The sequence below is a fragment of the Streptomyces sp. NPDC088197 genome (genome assembly GCF_044741185.1).
In the GTDB taxonomy this organism is placed as follows: Bacteria; Actinomycetota; Actinomycetes; order Streptomycetales; family Streptomycetaceae; genus Actinacidiphila.
On record NZ_JBIUSD010000027.1, the window covers coordinates 23,486 to 47,565 of the forward strand.

The window sequence follows — 24,080 nt, forward strand, 5'->3', positions numbered from 1 at the left end:
TTGTCAGATCATCCGGTCAGCCGCTGAGTGCCGCGCCGCCGTCGTTCCGAGCCGCGGTGCCCAGGTGGGCACCGACCCGCTTGACCAGTAGCGCCATCTCGTACGCGACCTGGCCGACGTCGGACTCGGCCGCGCTGAGTACGGCCAGGCAGCTTCCGTCGCCCGCCGCCGTCACGAAGAGGAAGGCGTCGTCCAGTTCGACCATGGTCTGCCGGACGCGTCCGGCCTCGAAGTGCCGTCCTACGCCCTTGGCGAGGCTGTGGAAGCCGGATGCGACGGCGGCGAGGTGCTCGGAGTCCTCGCGGGTCAGTCCGTCCGACGCGCCGATGGCCAGGCCGTCGCCGGAGAGGACCAGGGCCTTGCGGATGCTGGCCACGCGCGAGACCAGATCGTCAAGGAGCCAGCTCAGCTCGCGTGTCGGGCTCGATGGTGCGGTCATCGACCGTTCCCCTCAGGTGTCGTTCTCGGTGCGGATGCCGACGGGTCGTCTTGCGTGCCGTCGTTCTCGGTCACTTCCCGGCCGCGCTGCCAGCCGCGCTGGAGTGCCGCCATCCGGTCGCGGACCTCGTCCGCCGACCGCTCGCGGCCGGCGCCCTCGCCGGTCGCGCCGCCGCTGTCGTGGGCGGTGGTCTCCACCCTCAACTGCGGCGCCAGATTGGCCTGCCTGACCCGGCGGGGCAGTGCGCTGCCGCTCGCGCCGGACGCGGTCGTCTTCTTCGCGGCCGTCAAAGGCTGGGAACCGGACGGGGGTTCGGGCGTGGGTTCGGACGCGGGCCGAGACGGGGACCGGCGCGCGGGCAGCGGCTGGGGCTCCGCCGGAGCCGGTGCCTGCGCCGGGGTCTGTGCCTGCGGCTGGCCCTGTGGGTACAGCTCGCCGCGGGCCTGCGCCTGCGCCACGGCCCGCTCCGCGGCCTGTTCCAGCGCTCCCCGGTCGGCCTGCGAGGTCTGCGCGGAGGGTCCGCCGACCGGTCGGCCGCGGTCGGAGACCAGTACGGGCGCGGTACGGCGGCGGCGCGGCAACGGCAGCGGCCCGTCGAGTTCCGGGTCGCCCGCCTCGCCGACCGGCGCGCCGACGGGTTCGTCCGCCGGGTGCGCCTCGTGCTCCTTCTGCGTCTCGCCGCCGATGCCGTCCAGGCCCCACTGCCGGAAGGTGTGCTCGGTGTCGGAGGGCACCCGCGCCGGGCGGGACTCGGTGAGGTCGCCGATCTTGGTCGCGCCGGTGTCGTCGCCGGTCTCGGTGAGCAGATTCGCCGGGATGAGGACGACGGCGGTGGTGCCGCCGTACGGGGACTGCCGCAGCGAGACCCTGACGCCCTGGCGCTGCGCGAGGCGGCTGACCACGAACAGGCCGAGCCGGTCGGTGTCCGACAGTTCGAATTCCGGGGTCTCGGCCAGCCGGAGGTTGGACTCCAGCAGCGCATCGGGCGTCAGGCCGAGGCCGCGGTCGTCGATCTCCAGCACGAAGCCGTTGGCGACCGGCTCGCCGTGCAGCCGTACCGCGGTGTGCGGCGGCGAGAACACGGCGGCGTTCTCGATGAGTTCGGCGAGCAGGTGGGTGAGGTCGCCGACCGCGGAGCCGGTGACGGCCAGCCGGGGCAGACGCCGTACCTCGATCCGCTCGTAGTCCTCGACCTCGGCGACGGCGGCGCGGACCACGTCCATGAGCTGGACGGGCTTGCGCCACTGCCGGGAGGGGGCGACACCGGAGAGGATGACCAGGCCCTCGGCGTGCCGCCGCATGCGGGTGGTCATGTGGTCGAGGCGGAAGAGGTCGGCCAGTTCCTCGGCGTTCTCGGTGCGGCGCTCCATCGCGTCCAGCAAGGTGAGCTGGCGGTGCAGCAGGACCTGGCTGCGGCGGGCGAGGTTGACGAAGACCTCGGAGACGCCCTTGCGCATGTCGGCCTGGCGGACGGCGGCCTCGACGGCGGCCCGCTGGAGGGTGTTGAGCGCCTTGCCGACCTGTCCGATCTCGTCGTCGGAGTACTGGAGGCGCGGCACCTCGGTCTCGACGTCGACCTGTTCGCCCGCGGCCAGCCGCCGCATGACGCGGGGCAGCCGGGTGCCGGAGACCTCCTGGGCCTCGCGGCGCAGCCCGGACAGGTCGCGGATCAGGCTGCGGCCGATCCGTACCGACACGATCAGCGAGGCGATCACCGCGACCAGACCGAGGACACCGATGACGGCGGCTTCGACGACCAGCGTGGTGGACAGCGGCCTGGCCTGCTTGCTGAACTTCGCGATGGCCTCGCCGTCGAGCTTGCCGAGGTCGGTCATCACGGTGGCGGCGGTCGCGGGCCACGCCTTCTGGGCGGCCACGACCGGCGCCTCCTCCACGCCCGCGACGATGATCGCGTTCTCGGCGGCCCGCAGCGCCTTGCCGCTGGCGCTCTGCCAGTACGTGTCGAAGGGCGCGCGCGCCTCGTCGGTGAGGGTCTTGAGGTCGACCGCGTAGTAGTTGCGCTGCTCGGCGACCGCGAAGGTGAAGGAGCGCAGTTCGTCCTTGCTGGTGTGGCCGGTGCTGATCGCGGCGGCCATCAGCGCGTCCTCGCGGCTGACCTCCTCCTGCGCCCGGTAGAGGCCGATCACCGCACGCCGCTGGCTGTCCAGCGTGACGTCGCTGAGCGGGAGGTACTCCTCGAAGAGGTCGAAGGTGGGATCGACCAGCGAGTTGTACGCCTGGTAGGCGTCGTCGCGGGTGATCCGCTGGTTGTCGATCCGCTGGCGGAGCGAGGTGAGGCCCTCGACGGTGTTGAGGAGGTCGTCGAGGCGGTCGCGGGACCGCGCGTTGAGGTCGTCGCGGACGCCGGACGCGTCGATGGTCGTCCGCATCTTGGCGATGGACGCGTCGGTGGCGTGTTCCTGCTTGTCGTAGGCGATCCGCGCCTCGGAGTCACGGGTGTTGGCCAGAAAGACCAGAGCGACCCTGCGCTCCTGCTGAAGGTTCCGAACCGCGTCGTCGGCGGGATAGCCGACATTGTCGACTATTCGCTGGATGTCCGGCCGTCCGAACACCTCGCGCCCGGTGATGGTGGCGGCGAAGGCCCAGATGAGGGTGAGGGACACCAGTGGGATCAGCAGCAGCGCCACGATCTTCCGGCGGATCGTCGTACCGCGAAAGCGCATGGCCTCCCCAACGTCTTCCCCGGTATGGGGATCGTCTGTCGCGTTTAAACGGCGTGAGCCTACTACTGCCGATGCGGTAACTCGAAAGCCAGTGCGTAGGGTTGGGCAGGTCTGGCCGGATACGTACCCCGGAATGCATCGTGAAGATTCGGGGCAGGCACCTTGTATGGACTTCGAACAAGGGCGGGTGTGGACCGAGGACCCGGTCGGCACTCCCCGAATGCCCGATCCGGTACGAGCGGCGGCGGTGCGGGCGGTGCTGATCGTGGCCGTCGCGCTGATCCTCGCGGTGATGGCCGTACTGCTGGCCGCCGGACACTCCTGGCTGTCGGCGCCCGCGCTGATCTCCGCCGTCTTCACCAGCGTCGTCGCCACGTGGGCGGTGTTGGACGTGTGGGTGACGCGACAGGTGTGGAACCAGCGCAACGGGGTGCTCTCCAGTCCGAGCAGCGCGGCCCGTGCCCTGCGCAGGGAGCGGCGCAGAAGGCACCGTGCGGCGCGGTCGGCCGCGCGCGGCAGGCCGACGCGGCGGGTGCACATACCGCGCCATCTGCCCCGGCACCTCGGGGTCTGACTCCGGCCGCTCGCGGTCTGCCGTCGGTACCTGGTGGTCGGGCGACGGTCCGGGAGCTGATCGCGGTCATTACCAGCGGCGGCCGGTAGCAGCGGCGGCCACCGCCGGCGGCGGTCCGGACTAGCCTCTGTCCGGCTGGAGTTCCCTGCCCGGTCCGGGCACGGCGGCGCGCGCGGACCCGGAAACGGGCACGTCCGATTCCCCGTCTCTCCCGTCCCGCTCCGGCTCGGGCGGCCGTCGGTACATCCGGGTGGCGGTGATCTCGCCGTGCACCTGCTCGCCCTGCGGGTCGGGGACCGGAAGTCCCGGCCGCAGGTGCTCCTCGACGCTGATGTATTTCAGGCCCGCCCGCAGATCCGCGTCATTGCGGAGCCTGACCACCAGCGGGAATTCGGCGAGTGCCGTGGTGTCGAACAGTCCCGTGGTGTAAATGAGCTGTACGCCCAAGGCGTCGGCCACCGCGCGCTGCAATTCCAGGAGATAGGTGGCGTTGGCGCGACCGATGGGATTGTCGAGGAACAAGGTGCCCGCGTGCCGCTGCTTGTCCCGGCCCCGGTCGTTGCTGCGCAGCGCGGCCATCGTGCAATAGAGGGCGATGGCGGCGGTGAGGAGCTGCCCGCCGGAGAACACGTCGCCCATCTGTCCGACCGGCACCCGCTCGGCGCGCAGCACCGCGTCCGGTTTGAGGATCTCCACGGCGATGCCGCGCGGTTCGAGCGCGGACCCGACGCCGCGCAGCAGCAGGGACATCCCGTCCCGCCGCAGGTCCGAATTCTTGCGTACGGCGGCCCTGGTGGCCTCGTCGATGACCTCGCCGAGGCGTTCGGTGAGAACGGACTGGTCCGGGTCCTCGAAGCGGATCCGCAGGAACTCCTGGCCCGACCATTCGCCGAGCCCTTCCGGCAGCCGTGACAGGCGCTGCGCCGAGCGCAGGGTGGCGAGCGAGGACTCGACCAGGCCGCGCAGCCGGTCCACGATGCTGTCGCGGTTGCGCTCCAGCTGGGTGAGCTCGTCGGTCAGCACGCGCAGCCGCGGGGCGAAGGCGGTCGCCCAGGCGGCGGCGTGCTCGGGCAGCGCGGCGGCGGGCAGTTCCCTGATCTGCTGGCGCGCGGGCGTCCTGACCTGCTCGTAGCGCACCGCGTTGGCGTGCCGGACCAGGACGTCGGAGGCTTCGCGGAGCTGGGTCTCCGCGGTGGACAGGTCGGCCGCGCAGCCGCGCAGACCGCGCCGGGCCTCCGCCGCGGCCTGCCGGGCCTCCTCGGTGCTGCCGGGGTACGGCTCCGGCTCGTCCTCGTCCTGCTGCCCCGGTGCGTTGTCCCGCAGCAGGTCGCGCAGCATCGCGGCGATCTCGTCGAAGCCGCCCGCCGCGTCCTCGGCGGCGCGGTGGGCGTGGACCATGTCGGTGTGGGCGGCCCTCGCCTGCTCCAACGCGTCGGTGCGGGACGCCAGTTCGGCGTTGGCGGCGCGCAGCAGCTCCTGCGCGTGCTCGGCGTCGCGCGGCAGCAGTCCGTCGGGCAGGTCGGTGTGCCGGTCGCCGTCCGCGGGCGCGAGCCGTTCCGCCTCGCCGCGCAGCCGCCCCAACTGCTCGCTGGCGGTGGAGGCGCGCGACTCCAGGGTCTGTACGAGCTGTTCCGCGCGGGCCGCCGCGGCCTGCCGTGAGGGGCCGTCGGCGCCGTCCGGGCCTTCGAGCAACTGGGCGGCGCGGCTGCGGACCTTGTTGGTGAGCCGGTCCAGTTCGACCAGGGCCGCGTTCTCGGTGCTCTCCGCGCGGGCCTGCTCGGCGCGCAGGTCGGCGCCGACACCGACCTTCTCGTACACCTGGGAGGCCGAGTGGTACGCCTCGCGGAGCGCGGGCAGCGACTCGGTGGCCGCGGGGGCCTGCGCCCGGTCCTGCGCGCTCTCGTCGGGGGCTCCGGCGATCTCGGACCGCTCGGCGCGCAGGACGCGGGCGGTGCGGCGGGCGTCGTCGGAGGCGCGCTGGGCGGCGCGGCGGTCCTCGTCCGCGGCGCGGGCCTGCGCCAGGCAGGTCTCGGCGCGGGTCTCCGCCTCGGCCGCGTCGGCGGCCAACTCCCGTGCCCTGCGCTGCCAGTTGGCGCGCTCGCGGAGCCGGTGGGCGAGACCGGCGAGCGCGTCGGCGCGGCGCCGGGCCTGCTCGGCGGCGGCGCGGCGGGCGTCGTTGTCCCGCGCGCTCTCGGCGGCGGCGGCCTCGGCCTCCGCGCGTTCGGCGCGCAGCGCGGCCAGCTCCGCGCGGGCCTGCTCCGCGCTCTGCCGCGCGGCGGTGACCTCCGCCTCCAGCTCGGCGAGGCGGTCCGGCGGGCAGGAGGCGCGCCACGAGGCGAGGCGGGCCGACAGCGTCCGGTCGTGCGCGAGCCGGGCCGCGAGCGTCCTGATGTCCTCCTCGCGGGCGGTGGCGCGGGCCCGCAGCTCCTGGCGTTCGCCGTCGGCGGCCAGTTCGTCGTGCATCGCCGGGTTCGGCGGGACCAGGAACACGTCCTGGTCCGCGCTGCCCGCCGCCGTCGCGGGCGGCGGCGCGAGCAGCGCCGCCGCGGTGCCGACCGCGACCGTCGAGCGCGGCAGCAGCGCGGCCTGCGCCAGCACGTCCCTGGCCCGCTGGTACGAGCCGGGTTCCGTGACCACGACGCCGTCGACCAGCTCGGGGCGGGAGGCCAGCACGACCGCGTGGTCCACCGGGTCCACGGCCTGTGCGAGGTAGCGCCAGCCGGGCAGCGCCGGAATGCCGTGCTCCCCCAGGAATTCGACGGTCGCCAGGACGTCGGGGCCCGGCGGCAGCAGGCCGCCGTCGCCGAGCGCGGCGAGGATGCGCGCGTCGTCGGCCGCCGCGGTCCGCAGCTCGAAGAGTTTGCGCTCGGCGGAGGCGACGGCGCTGTCCAGCAGTTCCCGCAGCGGCTCGGCGAAGCCGTCGAGCTCCGCGGCGGTGAGGGGACCGTCCGCGGACGGGCGCGCGGCGGCGGGGCGGAGGGGCGACGCGCCCGCGCCGTCCCGGTCGGAGGCTCCCGAGCCCTGGCCGATGCGGCCCGCGGCCGTACCCGCGGCGCCGGAGCCCGTACCGCCGTGCCGTCCTGCCGAGCCGTCCCGGGCGTCACGGCCCGTACCGCCGTGCGGCCCGGTCGCGCTGTCACCGGCCGAGGCGTCGGAGGTTCTGCCGGAGCGGGCGCCGACCGGGTGTCCGGCGTCCTGGCCCGCCGCGGAATCCGTGCCGTCGCGCGGGCCCGGCACGCTCAGCAGGGCGGCCAGGCGGGGGTCGGCGGCGAGCGCGGTGGCCGCCACGGTCGCGGCGGTTCTGGCGGCTTCCGCGGTGGTGAGGGCGTCGGCGGCGCGGGCGGCGGCCAGGTCGGCGCGGGCCTCGGCGGAGGCGGCCTCGCGGGCGCGGGCGGCGGCGCTGTGGGCGGTGTCGGTGGCGGAACGGGCCAGGGCCGCCGCGGTCTGTTCCGCGTCGGAGGCGGCGAGGGCCGCGCGGGCCGGGTCGGCGTCGGGTGCGGTGTCGTCGAGCCAGCCCGCGCTGACCGCCTCGGCGGTCTCCTGCTCGACCTCGGCGAGCCGCTGTCCGAGGTGTCCGCTCTCGCTGCGGGCGCGCTGCGCCTCGGTGGCGGCGGCGGTCGCGTCGCGGTGCGCGGCCTCGGACTCCGCCTGGAGCGCGGCGGACCGCTCCTCCTCGGCGTCGGCCTGCTGCTCGGCGCGTGCGGCGGCGGCGTGCAGGGCGCGTACGAGATCGGCGGCGGCGCGGGTGCGGGCGGCCAGCGCCGGGGCCGCGTCGCGTTCGGCCTCGCGGATCGCGGCGGTGACGCGGGTCAGCCGGTCGCCCGCGGCGCGCTGCCGCAGTACGGTCTCGGCCGCCTGCCAGGCGGCGTGCAGCGTACGGGCGTCGCCCAGCTCGCGGCGGAGTCCCGCGGCGCTCTTGTCCGCGGCGGCCAGCGCCAACGAGGCGTGCCGGTAGGCAAGTTCGGCGGCGATCAGGGCGCTGCCGCCGCGGGCCTGGTCGGCGTCGGTGACGCTGTGCGCGGCGCGCGCCATGTGCTCGGCCAGTTCGGCGGTCCTGCCGCGCTCCTGCTGGGCGCGGGCGGACAGGCGACGGGCGAGGGCGCGGGTGCGGCGTTCGGACTGGGCGTGGACGCCGCGGGCCTGGTCGCGGGTGGCGGCGGCCTCGACGATCCGCTCCAGCAGGTCGAGCGAGCCCGCGGTGAAGTCGCGTTCCGCGGTGAGTTCCGCGCGGCGGCCGAGCTTGTTGGCGAAGCCGTGCACGAGGTCGGCGAGGCCGTCGGTGTCACGGGTGTCGGTGACGGCGCGCAGCAGGAGGTCGGTGAAGTCGGAGTCCTTCTTGACGGCGAACAGGCCCGCCGCCTCGCCCTCGTCGGCGTTCATCTCCCGCTGGTAGCGGAAGAGTTCGGGGTCGAGGCCGAGGTCGCCGAGGTGTTCGTTCCACCGGTCGTGGATCTCCTCCCACACCACTTCCAGGTGCGGGTACGCCTTTCCCGCCTCGGTGACCGCGTCCCGGAAGCCCTTCATCGTGCGGCGCCTGCCGCGCGCGCCGGACATGCCCTCGACCGGCGGCCGTACGCTGGCGGCCTCGGCGACCGGCAGCGAGTCCAGGCTGAGGCCGGGTCCCGGCCGGAACGAATACCACGCCTCGGCGAATTTCCGCGGGTCGGTGGAGACCTGGCGGCCTCGCCACTCGCTGACCTTGCCGACCACGACCAGCTCGCCGGTCACGGTGTGCTGCCACTCCAGGGCGACGTGGCCGCAGTCCTCGGCCAGCAGGAATTTCCGCAGGACGCCGGAGCTGGCGCCGCCCAGGGTGTTGCGGTGGCCGGGCAGCATCACCGAGAAGATCAGCTTGAGCAGGACCGACTTGCCGCCGCCGTTCTCCAGGAAGAGCACGCCCGCGGGCGCCGGGCGGCGCGGCGGTCCTGCGGGCTCGTCGGCGAAGAACTCGCCCTGCGCGGGGGCGGGTTGCGGCACCGGCTCGCCGACGCCCCGCAGGTCCAGGACGGTGTCGGCGTAGCGCGCGCCCGCGGGCCCGATGGAGTAGAGGCGGAGTCGGGAAAGCTCGTACATGCGGCGGACTCTCGTGGCTCGTGGTTCAGGTCGGAAGTGGACTGGAGGTCGGGGGCGAGTGGGGGGGGTCGGGGGCGAGTGGGAGGCGGGGCGGGTGGGAGGCGGTGGCGGTGGCGGGTGGGAGGCGGGCCCCGGTCAGGTGTGGGCGTGGAACGGCAGACCGGCGTCCGCGGCCAGGTCGAGGCCGCTGTCGTCGGCGGCGGCCGGGACGAGGCTGGCGCTGCCGTCGCCGACCGGGACGATGCCGAGGTCGAGCAGTTCGGCCATGGCGGCGCTGCCCGCCATGTCGCGGACCTGCAACTGGTAGCGGGCGGTGGTGCGGTAGGTGCCTCCCGACTCGTCCCCGGTGCGCTGGAGGAAGCCGGAGTCGACGAGGAAGGCGACGGCCTTGCCGATGATGCCGGTGGTGGAACTTGCCAGCCTGCGGGCGTCCTTGGTGGCGCCGGTCGCGCTGCGCCGGGTGTAGACCCGCCAGGCGGCTTCCAGTCCCGGTGCGTCGCTGGCCGGGTCGGTGTTCTCACCGGTCTCGTCGGCCTGTTCCTCCAGGCGGCGGCAGGCCTGGCGGATGAAGGCGTCGATGCCGTTGACGGTGATCCGGCCGATGTAGCCGTCGTCGGCGAGGTCCTCGGGGCGCGGGAAGGCGAGCGCCGCCGCGGCGAGGTGGGCCAGGCCGTGCAGGAAGCGGTCACCGGAGTCGGAGGCGGCGCGGCGGGCGTAGTCGCCCATCCGGACGGCGAACACCGAGTCCTCGCCCGCCGCCAGGGCCATTCCGGCGCGGGGCGAGACCTCCAGCACGATCAGGCCGAGTCCGGCCGCGACCGCGTCGGCCAGGCGCGCGAAGGCGGGGTCCTCGCGGTGGCGGCGGATCAGTTCCGCGTACTCCGCGTCGCGGGCGGGCAGCAGCTTGGGCTGGAGCCCGAAGCCCACGAGGCGGGCGGCGTCCGCCGCGTCGCCGGGCGTCACTCCCCCGGTGCGCGCCGGTCCGGTGCTCCCGGCCTCGTACGCCGCGGCCTCGGGCGTGTCCGCCGCCGTCTCCCGGTACTCGCTCACTTCTCGCTCTCCTCGGTCCAGGCGATGACGCCGGTCGGCACCGCCGCGTCCGCCGTACGTGGTCGCCCGCCGCCGGGCCGGAAACGGCGGGCGGGCGCCGTGCCGGGCCTCACGCGGGCTCCGCGCGCGCGGCCGTCATCGCCGCCGCGTCCAGCCGCGCGGTGCCGACGATGAGGTCGGCGCCGCCGAATTCGTGGTCGTCCAGCGGCGTGCCGTCGTCCACCGCGAAGAGCAGGCGCTGTTCGCCCTGGCGGTAGGCGGTGCCGACCGGCGGGGAGGCGGCGTGGATCGCCAGCAGGGCCAGCAGATAGGGCAGTTCGGGGTCGCGGCGGCGGGCGTCGGCCAGGAGCCCCGACAGGCGGCGCGGCGCGTCGTGCGGCAGGTCGAGCAGATCGAGCGCGGATTCGAGCTGTTCCTCGCTGAACCGGCTGTCGTCCGGGGTGGCGACCAGGTCGGGCTCCGGCATCTCCGCGCCCAGGTGCTCCCGCTCCAGCGGCGGGGTGAGCAGCAGTTCGACCAGGTCGGTGACGCGTACGGCGGGCGGGGTGCGCAGGCCCGCGCCGCGGGCGAAGAACGCGTCGGTGACCCGTGACGCGCGCTCGACCGGGATCGGCAGCAGGGGCGCGACGAGCTGCCCGTACAGGTCGAGTCCGGCGCGCGCGGGGGGCGCGGCGAAGGCCTGCCGGTCCTGCTCGGCGCGGAACAGCGGTCCGGCCTCCAGCAGCCTGGACTGGAGCTGGGTGTGGCGCCGGATGCAGTCCTTGACGATGTCGACCAGTTCGGCGGCGCGGCGCTTGTGCTCCGGCTCCTCCGCCTCGTCGCGCGCCTTGCGGATGTTGGTGAGGATCGCGTTCTCGTGCCGGTAGCGGTCGGCGACGTGGTCGAGGGCCTCGGCGATCATGTCGGGGACGGTCCGCAGCCAGTCGACCGCCCGGACGTTGCGCCGGGTGGCCTCCAGGGTGCGGCGCAGCGTCTCCGCGTACTGCACGGTGCGGTACCTGGCCTGTTCCGCGGCGAGTTGGGCGTCGGCGAGCCTGCCGCGGCTGATCAGCACCTCCAGCTTGACCTCGGCGGCGATCTGCGCGCTGGTGACGTCGGTGTCGAGCGCGCCGACCAGGACGTTGACCGCCTCGTCGGTGGTGCGCAGGTAGACGCTGCCGCCGGGGCCCGGCACTTCCTCGATCAGCTTGAAGTCGTAGTCCCGCCGCACATATCCGCCGTCGGCGCCGAACGTGCCGTAGACGGCGCGGAATCCGCGGTCGGCGCTGCCGACGTTGATCAGATTCTCCAGCACCCAGCGGGCGACACGCTCGTGCTCGGCCTGGCCGCGGACGGGGGCCTGCGCGGCGACGCGGGGCAGGAGTCTGGCCACTATCTGGTCGTGGTCCGCGCCGGTGTCGAAGTCCATGTTGAGCGTGACCAGGTCGATCGCGGCCAGCGCGATCTCCGCCATCGCGTACACCGAGTACTCGCCCGCGAGGTTGGCCTTGCGGGTGTCGAGGTCGTGCAGCGGCGCCGTGCAGGCGAGCGCCTTGAGCCTGCGGGCCAGGCCCTCGTCGGCGGCCGGGCCCGGGGCGGGCCGGGCGGCGCCCGGCAGCGAGTACGGGATCGTGGTGGTCACGCCCCACACATTAGGCGGTGGCACCGACAACGAACGAAACGGCACGGATCGCCACGGGGCGGGCACCCGGCGCGTCGGCCCGCGGGAGTGCCATGATCGGTCCCGCGACAGGTACGGCACGGGCACGGAAGACTCGCGGGCGGCGCGCGGAGCACCTTCGGCGCCGTTCGTAGGCGGATACGAGGATACGAGGACGGGCTGATCATCATGGCGGACGCGGTCACCGGGGCGGCACCCGGCACGGCTCCTCGGACACCTCCCGGCGCGGCACCGGACGCCGACCCCGGCGCGGTCATCGATCTCAACGCCGACCTCGGCGAGGGCTTCGGCCGCTGGCGGCTGACCGACGACGAGGCGCTGCTGTCCGTCGTCACCAGCGCGAATGTCGCGTGCGGCTTCCACGCGGGCGACCCGTCGACGATGTGGCGGGTGTGCGAACTGGCGGCGGAGCGGGGCGTACGGATCGGCGCGCAGGTCTCCTACCGCGACCTCGCCGGTTTCGGCCGGCGCTCGATGGACGTGCCTCCGGAGGAACTGGCCGCCGAAGTCGCCTATCAGATCGGCGCGTTGGAGGTCTTCGCCCGCGCGGCGGGCACCACGGTGGCGTACGTCAAGCCGCACGGCGCCCTCTACAACCGGGCGGTGCACGACGCCGAGCAGGCGGTGGCCGTCGTCGCGGGCGTGCGGCTCGCGGGGGAACTGCCCGTACTCGGCCTGCCCGGCTCGCAGTTGCTGCTCGCGGCGGCCCGCGAAGGGCTGCCCACGGTCCACGAGGCGTTCGCCGACCGCGCCTACACCTCGGGCGGCACGCTGGTCCCGCGCCGCGAGCCGGGCGCGGTCCTGGAGTCGGAGGACGAGGTGGTGGCCCGCTCGGTGGGCATCGCCCGCGACGGGCGGGTGACGGCGATCACCGGCGAGAGGGTGCCGGTCGCGGCGCGGTCCTTGTGCGTGCACGGCGACACACCGGGCGCGGCCCGGCTGGCGGCCCGCGTCCGGGAGTCGCTGGAGGCGTCGGGTCTGCGGATCGCGGCCTTCGCGTGAGCCGGGCGGGTTCCGGGCCGGGTTCCGGGGCGGGCACGGGGCCACGGGTGCTGCGCGCCGGGGCGGACGCCGTACTGGTGGAGTCCGCGACCGGCGAGGAGACGGAGGCGCTGCACGCCGAGTTGCTGCGCAGGCGGGCGGCCGGGGAACTGGCCGGGGTGACGGAGATCGTGCCCGCCGCCCGTACCGTGCTGGTGTGCGGGCTCGCCGATCCGCGGGCCTTCGCCGCCGAGGTGGCCGCGTGGGACGTGCCCGCGGTGCCGCGCGGGAGGGGCGCGGCCGTGGAGATCGCGGTGCGCTTCGACGGGCCCGACCTCGCGGAGGTGGCCGGGCTGTGGCGGGTCTCCCCCGAGGAGGTGGCAGGGACTGTGACCTCGACGCCCTTCCGTGTGGCCTTCTGCGGCTTCGCGCCCGGCTTCGGCTATCTGACCGGACTGCCCGAGCACCTGCGCGTACCGCGCCGGGCCGAGCCCCGTACCGCCGTACCGCCCGGCTCCGTCGCGCTGGCCGGACCGTACGCGGGGGTGTATCCGCGCTCCTCGCCCGGCGGTTGGCAACTGGTCGGCACGACGGACGCCGTGCTCTGGGACCCCGAGCGGGCGCCCGCGGCGCTGCTGAGCCCCGGCACCGAGGTGCGGTTCACGGAGGTGCGGGGGTGAGGGAAACGGCGGCAGGGCACGCCGAGTTGGCCGTCGTACGGGCGGGGGCGCTCACCACCGTGCAGGACCTCGGGCGGCCGGGCCACGCGCATCTGGGGGTGCCGCGGTCCGGCGCGCTGGACGGTCCGGCGCTGCGGGCGGCGAACCGGCTGGTCGGCAATCCGGCGGAGGCCGCCGGTCTGGAGACGACGGTCGACGGCTGCGCGCTGCGGGCCTCGCACGCGGTGCTGGTGGCGGTGACAGGCGCGCCGTGCGCGGTACGGGTCGACGGGCGTCCCGCGGCGTGGGGCGCGCTCGTACGGGTGCCGGGCGGGGCGGAGCTCGACGTGGGGCGGGCGGAGCAGGGGCTGCGCAGCTATCTGGCGGTGTCCGGCGGTGTGGCCGTACGGCCGGTGCTGGGCAGCAGGTCGACGGACCTGCTGTCGGGGCTCGGCCCCGCGCCGCTCGCGAGGGGTGACGTGCTGCCTGTCGGCGGCCGGTCCGGGGACGTCATCGGGGGCTCCGACGTGAGCTCTGACGGAGACTTCGTCAGCCTCTTCGGCGAGGGCGATGTGGTGGCACTGCCCGGTCCCGGAGCCGAGTTGGTCCTTCCGTTGGCGCGCGGGCCGCGTGACGACTGGTTCGCGCCGGACGCCTTCCGTACGTTGTTCGGCGGCGGTTACACCGTCTCACCCGCGTCCAACCGGATCGGGCTGCGCACGCGGGGCCCGGCGCTGCGCCGGGCCCGCGGCGGTGAACTGCCCAGTGAGGGCATGGTGCTCGGCGCTGTGCAGGTGCCTCCGGACGGCTGTCCTGTGGTCTTTCTCGCCGACCATCCGACCACCGGCGGCTATCCGGTCATCGGCGTGGTCCCCGAGGGTTCGCTGCCGGCCGCCGCCCAGTCACCGCCGGGGACGCCGGTCCGCTTCGTGCCGCTCAGCACGCGCTGACCCGGCGCCGGTGGGCGCGGCGGGGTATACGGCCGCGCCGCCGGGCCCGGCGGGACCTTGAGCGCGGCGAGCGCCGCGACCGTGGCGCGCCGCGCGTCCTCCTCCAACACCGCTGTGCCGCCCTGCCGGTGGTGGCGCAGTTCGGTGCCCGCCAGCCGGATCAGGTCGGGCAGCAGGTCGGTGCAGCGGTCGGCGATCCACCGGGTGCCGCGGGTGGCCATCCACCACGCGGCGGCCCGTCGGCCGGGCGGCGCGCCGTCCGGCTCGGGGCGGGGCGCGGGCCCCTGGGCGAGGCCCGCGGCGGTGAGCAGGGCGTGGAAGTCGCGGGCGAGCAGCCGGTGTCCGGTCTCGCTGGGGTGCAGCCGGTCGGCGCTCAGCGCTCCCGGCATGGTCGCCCAGTGGCGCTCGGCGGCGTGGAGGTGGTGCGCGCCGTGGTGCGCGGACAGGGCGTGCACGGTGTCGTTGAGCGCGCGCATCCTGCGGCCCAGCGGCCGGGCCAGCGGCCACGGCAGCCCGAGCACGGTTCCGGGGTCCGGCAGGCACGCGGTGAGCACGTCGCAGCCCTCGGCGCGCAACGCGCCCATCACGACGTGCAGTTCGGCGGCCACCGCCTGGATGTCGAAGCCGCCGCGCAGCGTGTCGTTGCCGCCGACCAGCACGGACGCGAGGTCCGGCCGGTGCCGCAGCGCCGCTTCGAGCTGCGGACCCGCCACGTCGCCCGAACGGGCCCCGCTCCGGGCGAGGTTGAGCGTCCGGGTGTCGTACGGGGCCGCCGCGAGCCCGTCGGCGAGCAGCGCCGCCCAGCCGCGCCACCCGCCGTCGGGCAGCGGGTCGCCGACGCCTTCGCTGAGCGAGTCGCCGAGTACGGCGAAGCGCACGGCGCCGGTCACGGCCTGACCCCGTCGGACTCCGGTGCGGTCCGGCGGCGCGCGGACGGTGCGGCGGCGCCGACGGCGGCCCGGTGCGCGGTGAGGAAGGCGTTGACGGCGGCGGGCCAGGTGTACAGCTCGGCGCGGGTGCGGGCCATGGCGCGGCGCCCCTCCTCGGGCGCGGCCAGGATTCGCTGTACGGCGGCGGCGTACTCGGCGGGTGTGTCGGCGCAGCCGCCCGCCGGTCCGATGAGGGTGGGCAGCGCGGAGCGGGAGCTGGCCACCACGGGAGTGCCGCACGCGAGGGCTTCGAGGGCGGCCAGACCGAAGGTCTCGACGGGTCCCGGTGCCAGTGCCACGTCGGCGGTGGCGAGCAGCGCGGCGAGGTCGGCGCGCCGCGGCACGTGGCCGAGGAAGGTGACCGGCAGCCGGGCGGCCCTGGCCTGGGCGGTGAGCCGGGGCCGCAGGGGTCCCTCGCCCGCGACCACCAGCGCCGCGTCGACGCCGGAGCCGCGCAGGTGGGCCAGGGTCTCCAGCGCCATGCCCGGCCGCTTCTCGGGCGAGAGCCGCGAGCAGAGCACCAGCAGCACGGCGGCGCCGTGCCCGTGCGTCTCGCGCAGCCGCGGGTTCCGGGCACCGGGGTGGCAGCCTTCGAGGTCGACGCCGAGCGGGGCGCGTACGACGTTGCGGGCGCCGATCCGCTCGAATTCGGCGGCGGCCCAGGCCGTGGTGCACACCACACGTGTGTAGGCCAGCGCGGTACGGCGGTTGAGGGCGTCGGCGGCGCGGCGGGCGGGTCCCGAGGGCAGGCCCCAGGTGCCGAGCACACCGTCGGCGCTCTCGTGGGACACCATCAGGGAGGGGACGCGGTGCCGCCTGGCCCACTCCCCCGTCCAGCGCAGGGTGGTGCGGTCGGAGACCTCGATCCGGTCGGGGGCGAGCGAGGCGAGTACGGCCTCCACGGGGGCGCGGCGGGCCAGTACGCGGTAGCCGCCGGTGCCGGGGATCTCAGGGCCCGGCAGGGTGATCACCCGCCCCTGCGGCGTGAGTTCGTCGGAGGCGGTGGCGCCGGGGACGATCAGCACGGGTTCGTGGCCCGCCGCCGCGTAGCCCTCGCCGAGGTGGCGCAGCGCGGTGCGCAGGCCGCCGGAGACGGGCGTGACGAAGTTGGCGAGCCGCACGATGCGCAGGGCCGACTCGGGGTCGCGGTCGAGGGGGTGCGGGGCGGTGCGGGCGCCGCCGTCGGGTGACGCGAGGTCGTCCTGGCCGTACATGACGTCGTCCCTGCCGTCGGTGGGGTCGGTGCCGAAGTCCGTGACGGCGCCGGTTCGCGCGCCGCTCGCCGTACCGGCCGTTCGCGTACCGGTGGTCATGCGGTCGCCCGCACCGCTCATACCGTCGCCGTTGACGCCGCCGCTCATGTCGGTGGTCATGCCGCTGCCGCCTCGCGCTCGCCGAGCACCTGGTCGTAGTGGCCGAGGAGTTGGTCGCCGACGGCCTCCCACGTACGGTCGGCGACCGCTGTGCGAGCCGCGCTCCCGTAGCGCTCGCGCAGCCCGTCGTCGCCGAGCAGGAACTGGACGGCCGAGCGGACGGCCGCCGGGTCGAGCGGCGGCACCAGCAGGCCGGTGCGGCCGTGCTGGACGAGGTCGAGGGGGCCGCCGGCCGCCGGGGCGACGACGGGGACTCCACTGGCCATCGCCTCCTGCACGGTCTGGCAGAAGGTCTCGAACGGCCCTGTGTGGCAGAAGACGTCGAAGGAGGCGTGGATGCGGGCGAGTTCGGTGCCGGTCCTGCGGCCCATGAAGACCGTGCCCGGCAGGGCGGTGCGCAGGCTCGGCGCGCTGGGGCCGTCGCCGACGACGACCACGCGCACACCGGGCAGTTCGCAGAGTCCGGCGAGCAGTTCGACGTGCTTCTCCGGCGCGAGCCTGCCGACGTATCCGACGATCAGCTCGCCGTTCGGGGCCAGTTCGCGGCGCAGCGCCCCGTCGCGGCGCGCGGGGTGGAAGCGGTCGGAGTCGACGCCGCGCGGCCACAAGTGGACGCGCGGCACGCCCTGTTCCGCCAGCGCGCTGACGGACGCGGAGGAGGGGGCCAGGGTGCGGGCAGCGGCGGAGTGCACCGCGCGGATCCGGCGCCAGGCGGCGGACTCGCCCGCGTTCAGATACGTCCTGGCGTATCCGGCGAGGTCGGTCTGGTAGACGGCGACGGCGGGGATACGCAACCGAGTGGCGGCGGCCAGGCCGCGCGCGCCGAGCACGAAGGGACTGGCCAGGTGGACCAGCTCCGTCCGGTGCGCGGCGATGGCGGCGGCGGTACGGCGGCCCGGCAGCGCGACCCGCACCTGCGGGTAGCCGGGCAGGGGGAGGGAGGGGACGCGGATGACGGGACAGGGGTCGGGACCGGGGTCCTGGTCGGCCGGGCCCGCGGGCGCGACCACGAGCGGTTCGTGGCCGCGCCGGGCGAGGTGTTCGGCCGTGCGCAGGGCGCAGTGGGCCACTCCGTTGACGTCGGGTGGGAAGGACTCTGTGACGATGGCGACACGCATACCGTGGTTGTCGCCGCATTGAGCGTTGTCAGGGCCACGTGGATCTTTCCCGAAGTGGAACGCCCCATGAGCGTTAGGGCCCGCCCCGCGGATCATGGGCGGTCCGGGTGCCGAAGGGGCCGTTCGTGATCCGCCGGACACGCCCTAGAGCCCGCGCCGGGTTCTCCGTGGTCCGCCCGCGGGCCGGCCGCCTACCTGGACGTACCGCCGGAACTGAGCCGGCCGCGTACGGCGGTCTGCACTTCGGCCTCTTCCGCGGGGTCCGCGGCCAGTCTGCGCAGCTGCGCCAGGACCCTCACGTCACCGGACGTCGCGCGGTGCGCGGCCAGCTCGCGGGTGCTCTCCTCGCAGTCCCACAGGCACTCGACGGCGAAACCGGCGGCGAAACCGGGGTCGGTGACGGCGAGCGCGACCGCGGCGGTGCCGCGGAGCTGGGAGGACGACGTCTCCCGGTAGATGTGCCGCAGGACGGGCGCGGCCAGGCAGGCGGAGAGCCGGCCGACTCCCTCGACGAGCGCGTCGAGCCCTTCGGCGTCCGCGCCGCCGGTCTGTACGGTCCTGCGCAGCGCGCCCAGCACGTGCTCGGCGTCCTGCGGTCCGCCGTGGCGGGCGAGCAGCCGGGCGGCGGCGGAGCCGAGCGGGTCGGTGCGGGCGGCCCAGACACGGGCGCGGGCCATCGCGTCGTCGTCCCTGAGCCGTTCCAGGGATTCGAGGGCGGCGCGTACGACGAGGTCGTCGGTGGAGACCGCGGCCGTCTCGATCAGGTCCAGGCGCCGGGGGTCGCAGCGGTCGGTGAGGTGGCGCAGCGCGGCGGCGCGGGCGGCTGAGGGGCCGTGCAGGGCCGCTTCCAGCAGTTCCGCGTGGTCCTCGGGGCCCGCGACGGCGGCCAGGCAGCGGGCGGCGGGCTGGTCGCGTTCGACCTGGGGGTGGCGGGTCAGTCCCTGCTGCGCCCATTCGAGGACGGCGGTGACGCTCCAGCCGGGGGTCGGGCCCGCGGAGCGCATCTGGCGCTGCCAGCGGTCGAACGAGACCTGTTCCGCGGCCTTGGCCACGCGGGTCGCGGTGGCCGGTTGCGAGGCGTCCTCGGCCCAGAGCTGCCACGGGCGGGGTTCGTAGGCTTCGCGGACGGCGCGGGCCAGTTCCGCGTCGCCTTCGGGGGTGTGCGGGAAGCGGGCGACGACGGCGGGGCCCAGCGCGCGCAGTCCCGCCTCGTCGTCGCGGACCGCCAGCTCGTCGAGCGCCCATTCCCAGCAGCCGCCGGTGGCCGCGTACCGCCGCAGCAGGTGCAGCGCGTCGCGGCGGCCGTATCCGGCAAGGTGTCCGAGGACGGACAGGGCGAGGCCGCAGCGGTGCTCGTCCGGGGCGACCAGGTCGTCCGGGTGGAAGAGGTGGTGTTCGATCCCGTCGAGCGGGCTCTCCAGGTCCGAGTAGAGGCGCGCGTAATACAAGGAGCGCGACTCGACCCGCCAGTCGAGCCGGGGATCGCGCAGCACGCACTGCTCCAAAGCGGCGAGGGCTTCCGTCCGCGGCGCCGCCAGGGCATGCAGGGGCCCGTCTCCGCGTCCTCGCTGGAGGAGGCCGAGAAGGGATCCACTGGGCGCTATGTCTGGGTCGAACATGAGGTCAGCATCCGGTGCGGGGGGTTCCATGGCAACGGGATTTCCGCTACCGGTGCCCGGCATCCTTACCGGCCGTCGTCGGTTTCATGCCTGACGGGAACGGAGGATTCCGTGGGGACGGGCGGCGGAAGCCTACCGACTCGGGGTGTGCCGTGTCGCTTCCGGGCGGCGGGCGGGTGTCGAACGGGTGGCGCGGGAACGGCCGGTGGGGTGGCGCGGAGGGTGGCGTTATGCCGCTGGGCTGGTGGCATATGCCAGAAGCACCACCGTATCGGGTATCGCGGAAACCCTTACGGCCGATCGCTCCCTGTGCAACAGTCGTTACCGGTCCTTCCGTCCGCGACGGCCGTTCAGCGCCTGCCAGCAGACACGTTCGGAGTGTGTCATGCCGTTCCCCACGCACGCGGAGCACAACTCCGCGCAGCCACCGGATCCCGGTGCGGTGGACGCCCTGATCTCTCAGGCGCGTCGCCTCAGGACCCAGGTGGATTCGGTGCTGCGCGAGAGCGCCGCCGCCGCCGAGGACCCCCAGTTGCGCTGGCAGCGCGCCCTGTGCGATCTGGCCGTGCACCAGCTCGACGACGTGGACACCCACCTCGGCCAGCTCAGGGACGGCCTGGACACCGGGTATCCGGGCGGCGACCCGCTGACCGCCGACCTGCTGGTGGACCTGCCGTCGCAGACGTCCCTGCCGCCGGGGCCCGACGCGGTCAGCGCGCTGGGCCGGGCGGGCAGCGCGGAGTGGGACCTGCTCACCGATGACGCGCAGTGGTCGGACGAGCTGTACCGGATCTTCGGCCGGGAGTCCGCCGACGGTCCGCTGACCCTGGACGAGCTGCCCTCGTGGCTGTTCTCCGAGGACCAGCAGATCCTCACCGAGATGGTGACCGGCTGCCTGGTCGACGGCCGTCCGATCGACGGCGAATTCCGTATCGTGCGCGCGGACGGCTCCGTGCGTACGGTGCACATGGTCGGCGAGCCGGTACTCGGCGCCGACGGGGACACCGTGTCCATGTGGGCGGTGTTGCGGGACGTCAGCGACCTGCGGCGCAGCCAGCGCACGCTCCGGGAGACCCGTGACTCCCTCCAGCGGCAGCGGCAGATCGCGCAGACCGAGCGTCGGCTGGCGGTTGAGCTGCAGGAGGCCGTGCTGCCGCCCTGGCGCGGCACCCTGCGGTTCCCGCAGGACGGGGGGCCCACCACGATGGACCTGGCAGCGCATTATCTGCCGTCCGGCACCAGCGCCCTCATCGGCGGCGACTGGTACGACGCGATGCAGTTGCCCGACGGGTCCTCCTTACTCACGGTCGGCGACCTCACCGGACACGGGGTGGCCGCCACCTCCGGCATGGCGATGCTGCTGGGCGCGCTGCGCGGCATGGCCGTCGCGGGCCTCCAGCCCGGCCCCCTGATGGGCTGGCTCAACGAACTGCTCGACACCTCGGCGCAGCCCGCGCTCGGCAGCGCCCTGTGCTGCCGGTACGAGCCCTCGACCCGGCTGCTGCGCTGGGCCCAGGCGGGCCACCCCGCCCCGCTGCTGTTCCGCGACGGAGCGGGGCGGGTGCTCGAATCCCCCGAGGGCGTCCTGCTCGGAGCGACCTCCGGCGCCCTGTACGGGCAGGCCGACGAGCAACTGGCCGCCGGTGATCTGCTGGTGCTGCACACCGACGGCCTCGTGCCGCGCCGTTCCGCGCTGGACACCGACACCGAGAGCGGCTCGGGACGACTCCTGGCGATGGCACCGCTGTTCGCCCGCGCCCGGACCGCACAGGACTGCGTGCGGATCGTCGCCGAGGAGTTCGGCACCCCGGAGCGCGAGGACGACGCCTGTGTGCTGATCGCCAGGATCGCCTGAGCCTTCTTTCCTGCTTCCTTTCCCGTGGACACGTTCCGCGGACAGGTCGCGCGCACGAATTCCGTACGGCATTCCGTACGGGCATTCCGCGCGTGCGCTCCGCGGGTGAATCGCGGTCTTCTTTTCGAGACCCTTGAGAGCCCGGCAGGGATCTCATCCGTGCTGTCGTACGAGCTGTCCGACCCGTTCGGCGGCAGGCCGGCCGGTCGCTGTCACACGGAGCGGGTCTTCCCGGTGGTTCCCTTCCCCTTGGATTTCGGCAGTGCCGTCTCGATCTCGGTGCGCAGATCCTGGATCTTGGTGTAGCCGGAATACCGGCCGGTGAGCCGGTACATCTCGCGCAGCCGGTCCCAGGTGCGGTGCGAGGAGGTCTCCCCGATGGTGAGCAGCGCCATCCGGGCGTAGCGGTCGGCCTCCTCCGGGTCGTCGGCGATGAAGCAGGCCGACGCCAGCGACAGATAATCGAAGATCATCGACCGCTCGTGGCCGCCGCCCCGCAGCACCAGCGCCTTCTTGGCGTGGAGTTGCGCCTCGGCCGCGGCCGACGGGTCGTGGTCGGCCAGGGTGCGGAAGGCGAGCGCCTGCATCCCGTGCAGGTCGGCCTCGTCGAAATTCTGCATCCAACTGGGCGCCGGTACATCGCCCTTGTCGGAGACGAACAGGTCCTCGGCCTCGCCGAGGGTCCGCCGCATCGCCTGGCCACGGCCCATGGACGCCTGCGCCCACGCCTCGATGGTGCGCAGCATGGCGCGGGTGCGCGGCAGCGCGGACTCGCCGGAACCGGACTTGGCGAGCTTCATCAGGTCCAGCGCGTCGTCCGGCCGCCCCAGGTGCACCATCTGGCGGGCGGCCCTGGACAGCGCCTCACCGGCCCTGGGCCGGTCGCCGCCCTCCCGCGCGGCGTGCGCGGCGATCACGAAGTACTTCTGGGCGGTGGGTTCCAGGCCCACGTCGTGCGACATCCAGCCCGCCAGCACCGCGAGGTTGGCGGCCACGCCCCACAACCGGCGCTGGAGATGCGCGGGATGAGCGTAGGAGAGCATGCCGCCCACCTCGTTGAGCTGGCCGACCACGGCCTTGCGCTGGAGGCCGCCGCCGCGTGAGGCGTCCCAGGCGCGGAACACCTCGACCGAGCGTTCCAGCGACTCGATCTCCTGGGAGCCGACCGGTACCGCCTCGTACTGGTCGTAGGCGGCGGGGTCGGCGTCGAGCGGATCGTCGAGGACTGGCGCGTCGGCCGCGAGGGCCGGGTCGGTGTGCAGCCAGTCGTGCATGGCGGTGCTGAGTACGGAACCGGTGGCGAGCGCGGCGCCCGCGCCCACCAGACCGCGTCGGTTGAGCATGAGGTCCATTCCCGTGAATTCGGTGAGGACCGCGGCGGTTCGTTCCGGCGGCCACGGGAGGCCGTCTCCGGTCTGTCTTTTTCCCGTCTTCCGGCGCCGGTCGAACCCGAGATCCTCGATGGTCACGACACGGCCGAGACGCTCGGTGAACAGCGCGGCCAACACCTTCGGCACGGGATCGCGCGGCGACTCACCGGTCTCGATCCAACGGCGTACGCGCGATGTGTCGGTCGACAACTGCGGATGGCCCATGGCCGCCGCCTGCCGGTTGACCAACCGTGCGAGTTCGCCCTTGGACCATCCGGTGAGGCCGAACAGGTCCGCGAGTCGGGTGTTGGCTTCATTGCCCACGTCAAGCCCCCAGGTTCCTCGGCTGAATTGACACTATTCCCCCTGACAATGGCCTCGCGACTATTCGCCAGGGTTCGCCAGGGTCCGCTACGTGGTGTGCCACCCGCGGCCGGGTGTCAGGTAGGAACGCGCCACCCCGGTCCGTCTCCGCATTCCCCAGGGTGCGGTACCGGACCGGCCGTGGCGCCCCTGAACCGTTGGCACACGAAGGGATCTGCTTCTCCTCATGTATTCGGCATCGTCCTCCGTGTCCGCACCGCCCCGGCCGTCGTACCCCGCCGTCGCGGAATCCGCCCTCCGCCCCCGCCAGGCCACCGCCGTACGGCGCGTCGGCCGGCCCGCGGGCAGCTCCCATCCGCTCAGCGGGAGACTCGACTTGACCGGCCCACAGGGCGCCCAGTTGCGCACCGCCGTCGCCGCCGTGCAGCGCATCTGCCCCGAGTTCGCCCCGGTCCAGCTCCTGCGCCGCGGCGGCCGTACCGCGCTGCTGATCGGCACCTCGGGGCGCGCTCCGGCCGTCGCGAAGTGTCTGCTCGACCAGTCCCCCGCCTGGGCGGAGCGTTTCCGCCAGGAGATAGCGGCCTACCGCACGTTCGTCCGGCACCGGCCGCCGGTCCGGGTGCCGCGGCTGATCGCCGCGGACCCCGAGAGCTGCGTGCTGGTGATGGAGCGGATGCCCGGACGGGTGGTGTCGCCGCAGCGGCACCCGGTGCAGCCGCCGACCAAGGGCGATGTGCGGGCGGCGCTCTCGGCGTACTCGCGCGTCAACATGTGGCGCCCGCCCGCCGGTTCCTTCGACGCGCCGATCGACTATCCCGTCCGTATCAACCGCTACCACGAGTTGGGGCTGCTGACCGACCGGGACATGGGCGACCTCCAGCAGCTTCTGCACGGACTGGCCCATGTGCAGGGGCAGTTCTGCCACGGCGACGCGCAGTTGTCGAATGTGCTGCTGTCGCCCGCGGGTCCCTCGCTGGTCGACTGGGAGCACTCGGGCTGGTATCTGCCGGGGTACGACCTGGCGGTGCTGTGGTCGGTGCTCGGCGACGACCCGGCGGCGCGGCGGCAGATCAGCCAGCAGGCGCAGGCGCAGGGTCCGGCGGCGCGGGACTCCTTCCTGGTCAATCTGATGCTGGTGCTGACCCGGGAGATCCGCACCTACGAGACGGCCGTCCAGCGCACGATGCGGGCCGTGGGACCCGTGGCGCCCGGCGCGGCCGAGGCGGGCGAGGAGCAGCGGCTGCTGCTGCGCCGCCTGCACGACGACTGCGGCATGGCCCGCAGGGCGGTGCGCGCCGCGGTCGGCACCCGGTAGGAGCGGACCGGACGGGTACACCGTGACCGCGGCCGGCCACGAGTTCCGCGCACCGTCCCGCGCGCCCCACTGGTCCACACCACTGACGAGGAGCAGGCCAGCACGCC

General features: G+C 74.4%; 16 protein-coding genes. 6 read left to right on the plus strand and 10 right to left on the minus strand.

Annotated features, from left to right (window positions below):
• Positions 1–16: 16 nt before the first annotated feature.
• Together ACIOC1_RS34815 and ACIOC1_RS34820 are read right to left on the minus strand one after the other, a co-directional pair.
• Positions 17–439 (minus strand): roadblock/LC7 domain-containing protein, encoded by a 423-nt coding sequence (locus ACIOC1_RS34815; RefSeq protein ID WP_188286155.1) that lies wholly within the window; start codon positions 437–439, stop codon positions 17–19.
• Positions 436–3,123: a nitrate- and nitrite sensing domain-containing protein gene (locus tag ACIOC1_RS34820; protein WP_401313909.1), complete on the minus strand. Its 2,688-nt coding sequence runs from the start codon at positions 3,121–3,123 to the stop codon at positions 436–438. The genes ACIOC1_RS34815 and ACIOC1_RS34820 overlap by 4 nt, the downstream gene beginning before the upstream one ends.
• A 166-nt stretch (positions 3,124–3,289) precedes the next feature.
• On the opposite strand from ACIOC1_RS34820, the gene ACIOC1_RS34825 reads away from it, so the two are divergent.
• On the plus strand, positions 3,290–3,697 hold the full coding sequence (locus tag ACIOC1_RS34825; protein WP_401858529.1) for a hypothetical protein: 408 nt from the start codon (positions 3,290–3,292) through the stop codon (positions 3,695–3,697).
• 120 nt (positions 3,698–3,817) lie between these two features.
• Here ACIOC1_RS34825 and ACIOC1_RS34830 read toward each other — a convergent pair whose 3' ends face one another.
• The 3 genes from ACIOC1_RS34830 to ACIOC1_RS34840 all read right to left on the minus strand — a co-directional run bounded on the left by ACIOC1_RS34830 (position 3,818) and on the right by ACIOC1_RS34840 (position 11,441).
• Positions 3,818–8,770, minus strand: a complete 4,953-nt coding sequence (locus tag ACIOC1_RS34830) for a hypothetical protein (protein ID WP_401858532.1) — start codon at positions 8,768–8,770, stop codon at positions 3,818–3,820.
• A gap of 135 nt (positions 8,771–8,905) precedes the next feature.
• Positions 8,906–9,820: a hypothetical protein gene (locus ACIOC1_RS34835; RefSeq protein WP_355344044.1), complete on the minus strand. Its 915-nt coding sequence runs from the start codon at positions 9,818–9,820 to the stop codon at positions 8,906–8,908.
• 109 nt (positions 9,821–9,929) lie between these two features.
• Positions 9,930–11,441, minus strand: coding sequence for a hypothetical protein (locus tag ACIOC1_RS34840; RefSeq protein WP_401858535.1), 1,512 nt, complete (start codon positions 11,439–11,441; stop codon positions 9,930–9,932).
• 207 nt (positions 11,442–11,648) lie between these two features.
• On the opposite strand from ACIOC1_RS34840, the gene ACIOC1_RS34845 reads away from it, so the two are divergent.
• Genes ACIOC1_RS34845 through ACIOC1_RS34855 form a run of 3 tightly spaced genes read left to right on the plus strand, consistent with a single transcriptional unit; the run spans position 11,649 to position 14,070 of the window.
• Complete coding sequence (locus ACIOC1_RS34845; protein ID WP_401724777.1) at positions 11,649–12,482, plus strand: LamB/YcsF family protein; 834 nt, start codon at positions 11,649–11,651, stop codon at positions 12,480–12,482.
• Between the two features lie 47 nt (positions 12,483–12,529).
• Positions 12,530–13,141: an allophanate hydrolase subunit 1 gene (locus ACIOC1_RS34850; protein ID WP_401858538.1), complete on the plus strand. Its 612-nt coding sequence runs from the start codon at positions 12,530–12,532 to the stop codon at positions 13,139–13,141.
• Positions 13,138–14,070, plus strand: coding sequence for a biotin-dependent carboxyltransferase family protein (locus ACIOC1_RS34855; RefSeq protein ID WP_401858541.1), 933 nt, complete (start codon positions 13,138–13,140; stop codon positions 14,068–14,070). Before ACIOC1_RS34850 ends, ACIOC1_RS34855 begins: the two co-directional genes overlap by 4 nt.
• Here ACIOC1_RS34855 and ACIOC1_RS34860 read toward each other — a convergent pair.
• The 4 genes from ACIOC1_RS34860 to ACIOC1_RS34875 form a co-directional block, all read right to left on the minus strand.
• Positions 13,971–14,960, minus strand: a complete 990-nt coding sequence (locus tag ACIOC1_RS34860) for a GDSL-type esterase/lipase family protein (RefSeq protein ID WP_391050100.1) — start codon at positions 14,958–14,960, stop codon at positions 13,971–13,973. The genes ACIOC1_RS34855 and ACIOC1_RS34860 overlap by 100 nt on opposite strands.
• On the minus strand, positions 14,957–16,372 hold the full coding sequence (locus ACIOC1_RS34865; RefSeq protein WP_401858544.1) for a glycosyltransferase: 1,416 nt from the start codon (positions 16,370–16,372) through the stop codon (positions 14,957–14,959). Before ACIOC1_RS34865 ends, ACIOC1_RS34860 begins: the two co-directional genes overlap by 4 nt.
• Positions 16,369–17,490: a glycosyltransferase gene (locus ACIOC1_RS34870; RefSeq protein WP_391050103.1), complete on the minus strand. Its 1,122-nt coding sequence runs from the start codon at positions 17,488–17,490 to the stop codon at positions 16,369–16,371. The genes ACIOC1_RS34865 and ACIOC1_RS34870 overlap by 4 nt, the downstream gene beginning before the upstream one ends.
• 191 nt (positions 17,491–17,681) lie before the next feature.
• Positions 17,682–19,109 carry a HEAT repeat domain-containing protein gene (locus ACIOC1_RS34875; protein ID WP_401858548.1) on the minus strand — a complete coding sequence of 476 codons (1,428 nt, stop codon included), beginning with the start codon at positions 19,107–19,109 and terminating at the stop codon, positions 17,682–17,684.
• Between the two features lie 385 nt (positions 19,110–19,494).
• Here ACIOC1_RS34875 and ACIOC1_RS34880 point away from each other — a divergent pair, with 385 nt between their 5' ends.
• The gene (locus tag ACIOC1_RS34880; protein ID WP_391050107.1) at positions 19,495–20,964 is read left to right on the plus strand and encodes a SpoIIE family protein phosphatase; all 1,470 of its coding nucleotides are present in this window, start codon (positions 19,495–19,497) and stop codon (positions 20,962–20,964) included.
• A 212-nt stretch (positions 20,965–21,176) separates the two neighbouring features.
• On the opposite strand, the gene ACIOC1_RS34885 is transcribed toward ACIOC1_RS34880, so the two are convergent.
• Positions 21,177–22,658 carry a hypothetical protein gene (locus ACIOC1_RS34885; RefSeq protein WP_391050109.1) on the minus strand — a complete coding sequence of 494 codons (1,482 nt, stop codon included), beginning with the start codon at positions 22,656–22,658 and terminating at the stop codon, positions 21,177–21,179.
• A 226-nt stretch (positions 22,659–22,884) separates the two neighbouring features.
• On the opposite strand from ACIOC1_RS34885, the gene ACIOC1_RS34890 reads away from it, so the two are divergent.
• Complete coding sequence (locus tag ACIOC1_RS34890) at positions 22,885–23,973, plus strand: aminoglycoside phosphotransferase family protein (RefSeq protein ID WP_355344012.1); 1,089 nt, start codon at positions 22,885–22,887, stop codon at positions 23,971–23,973.
• The last annotated feature ends 107 nt before the right edge of the window (positions 23,974–24,080 follow it).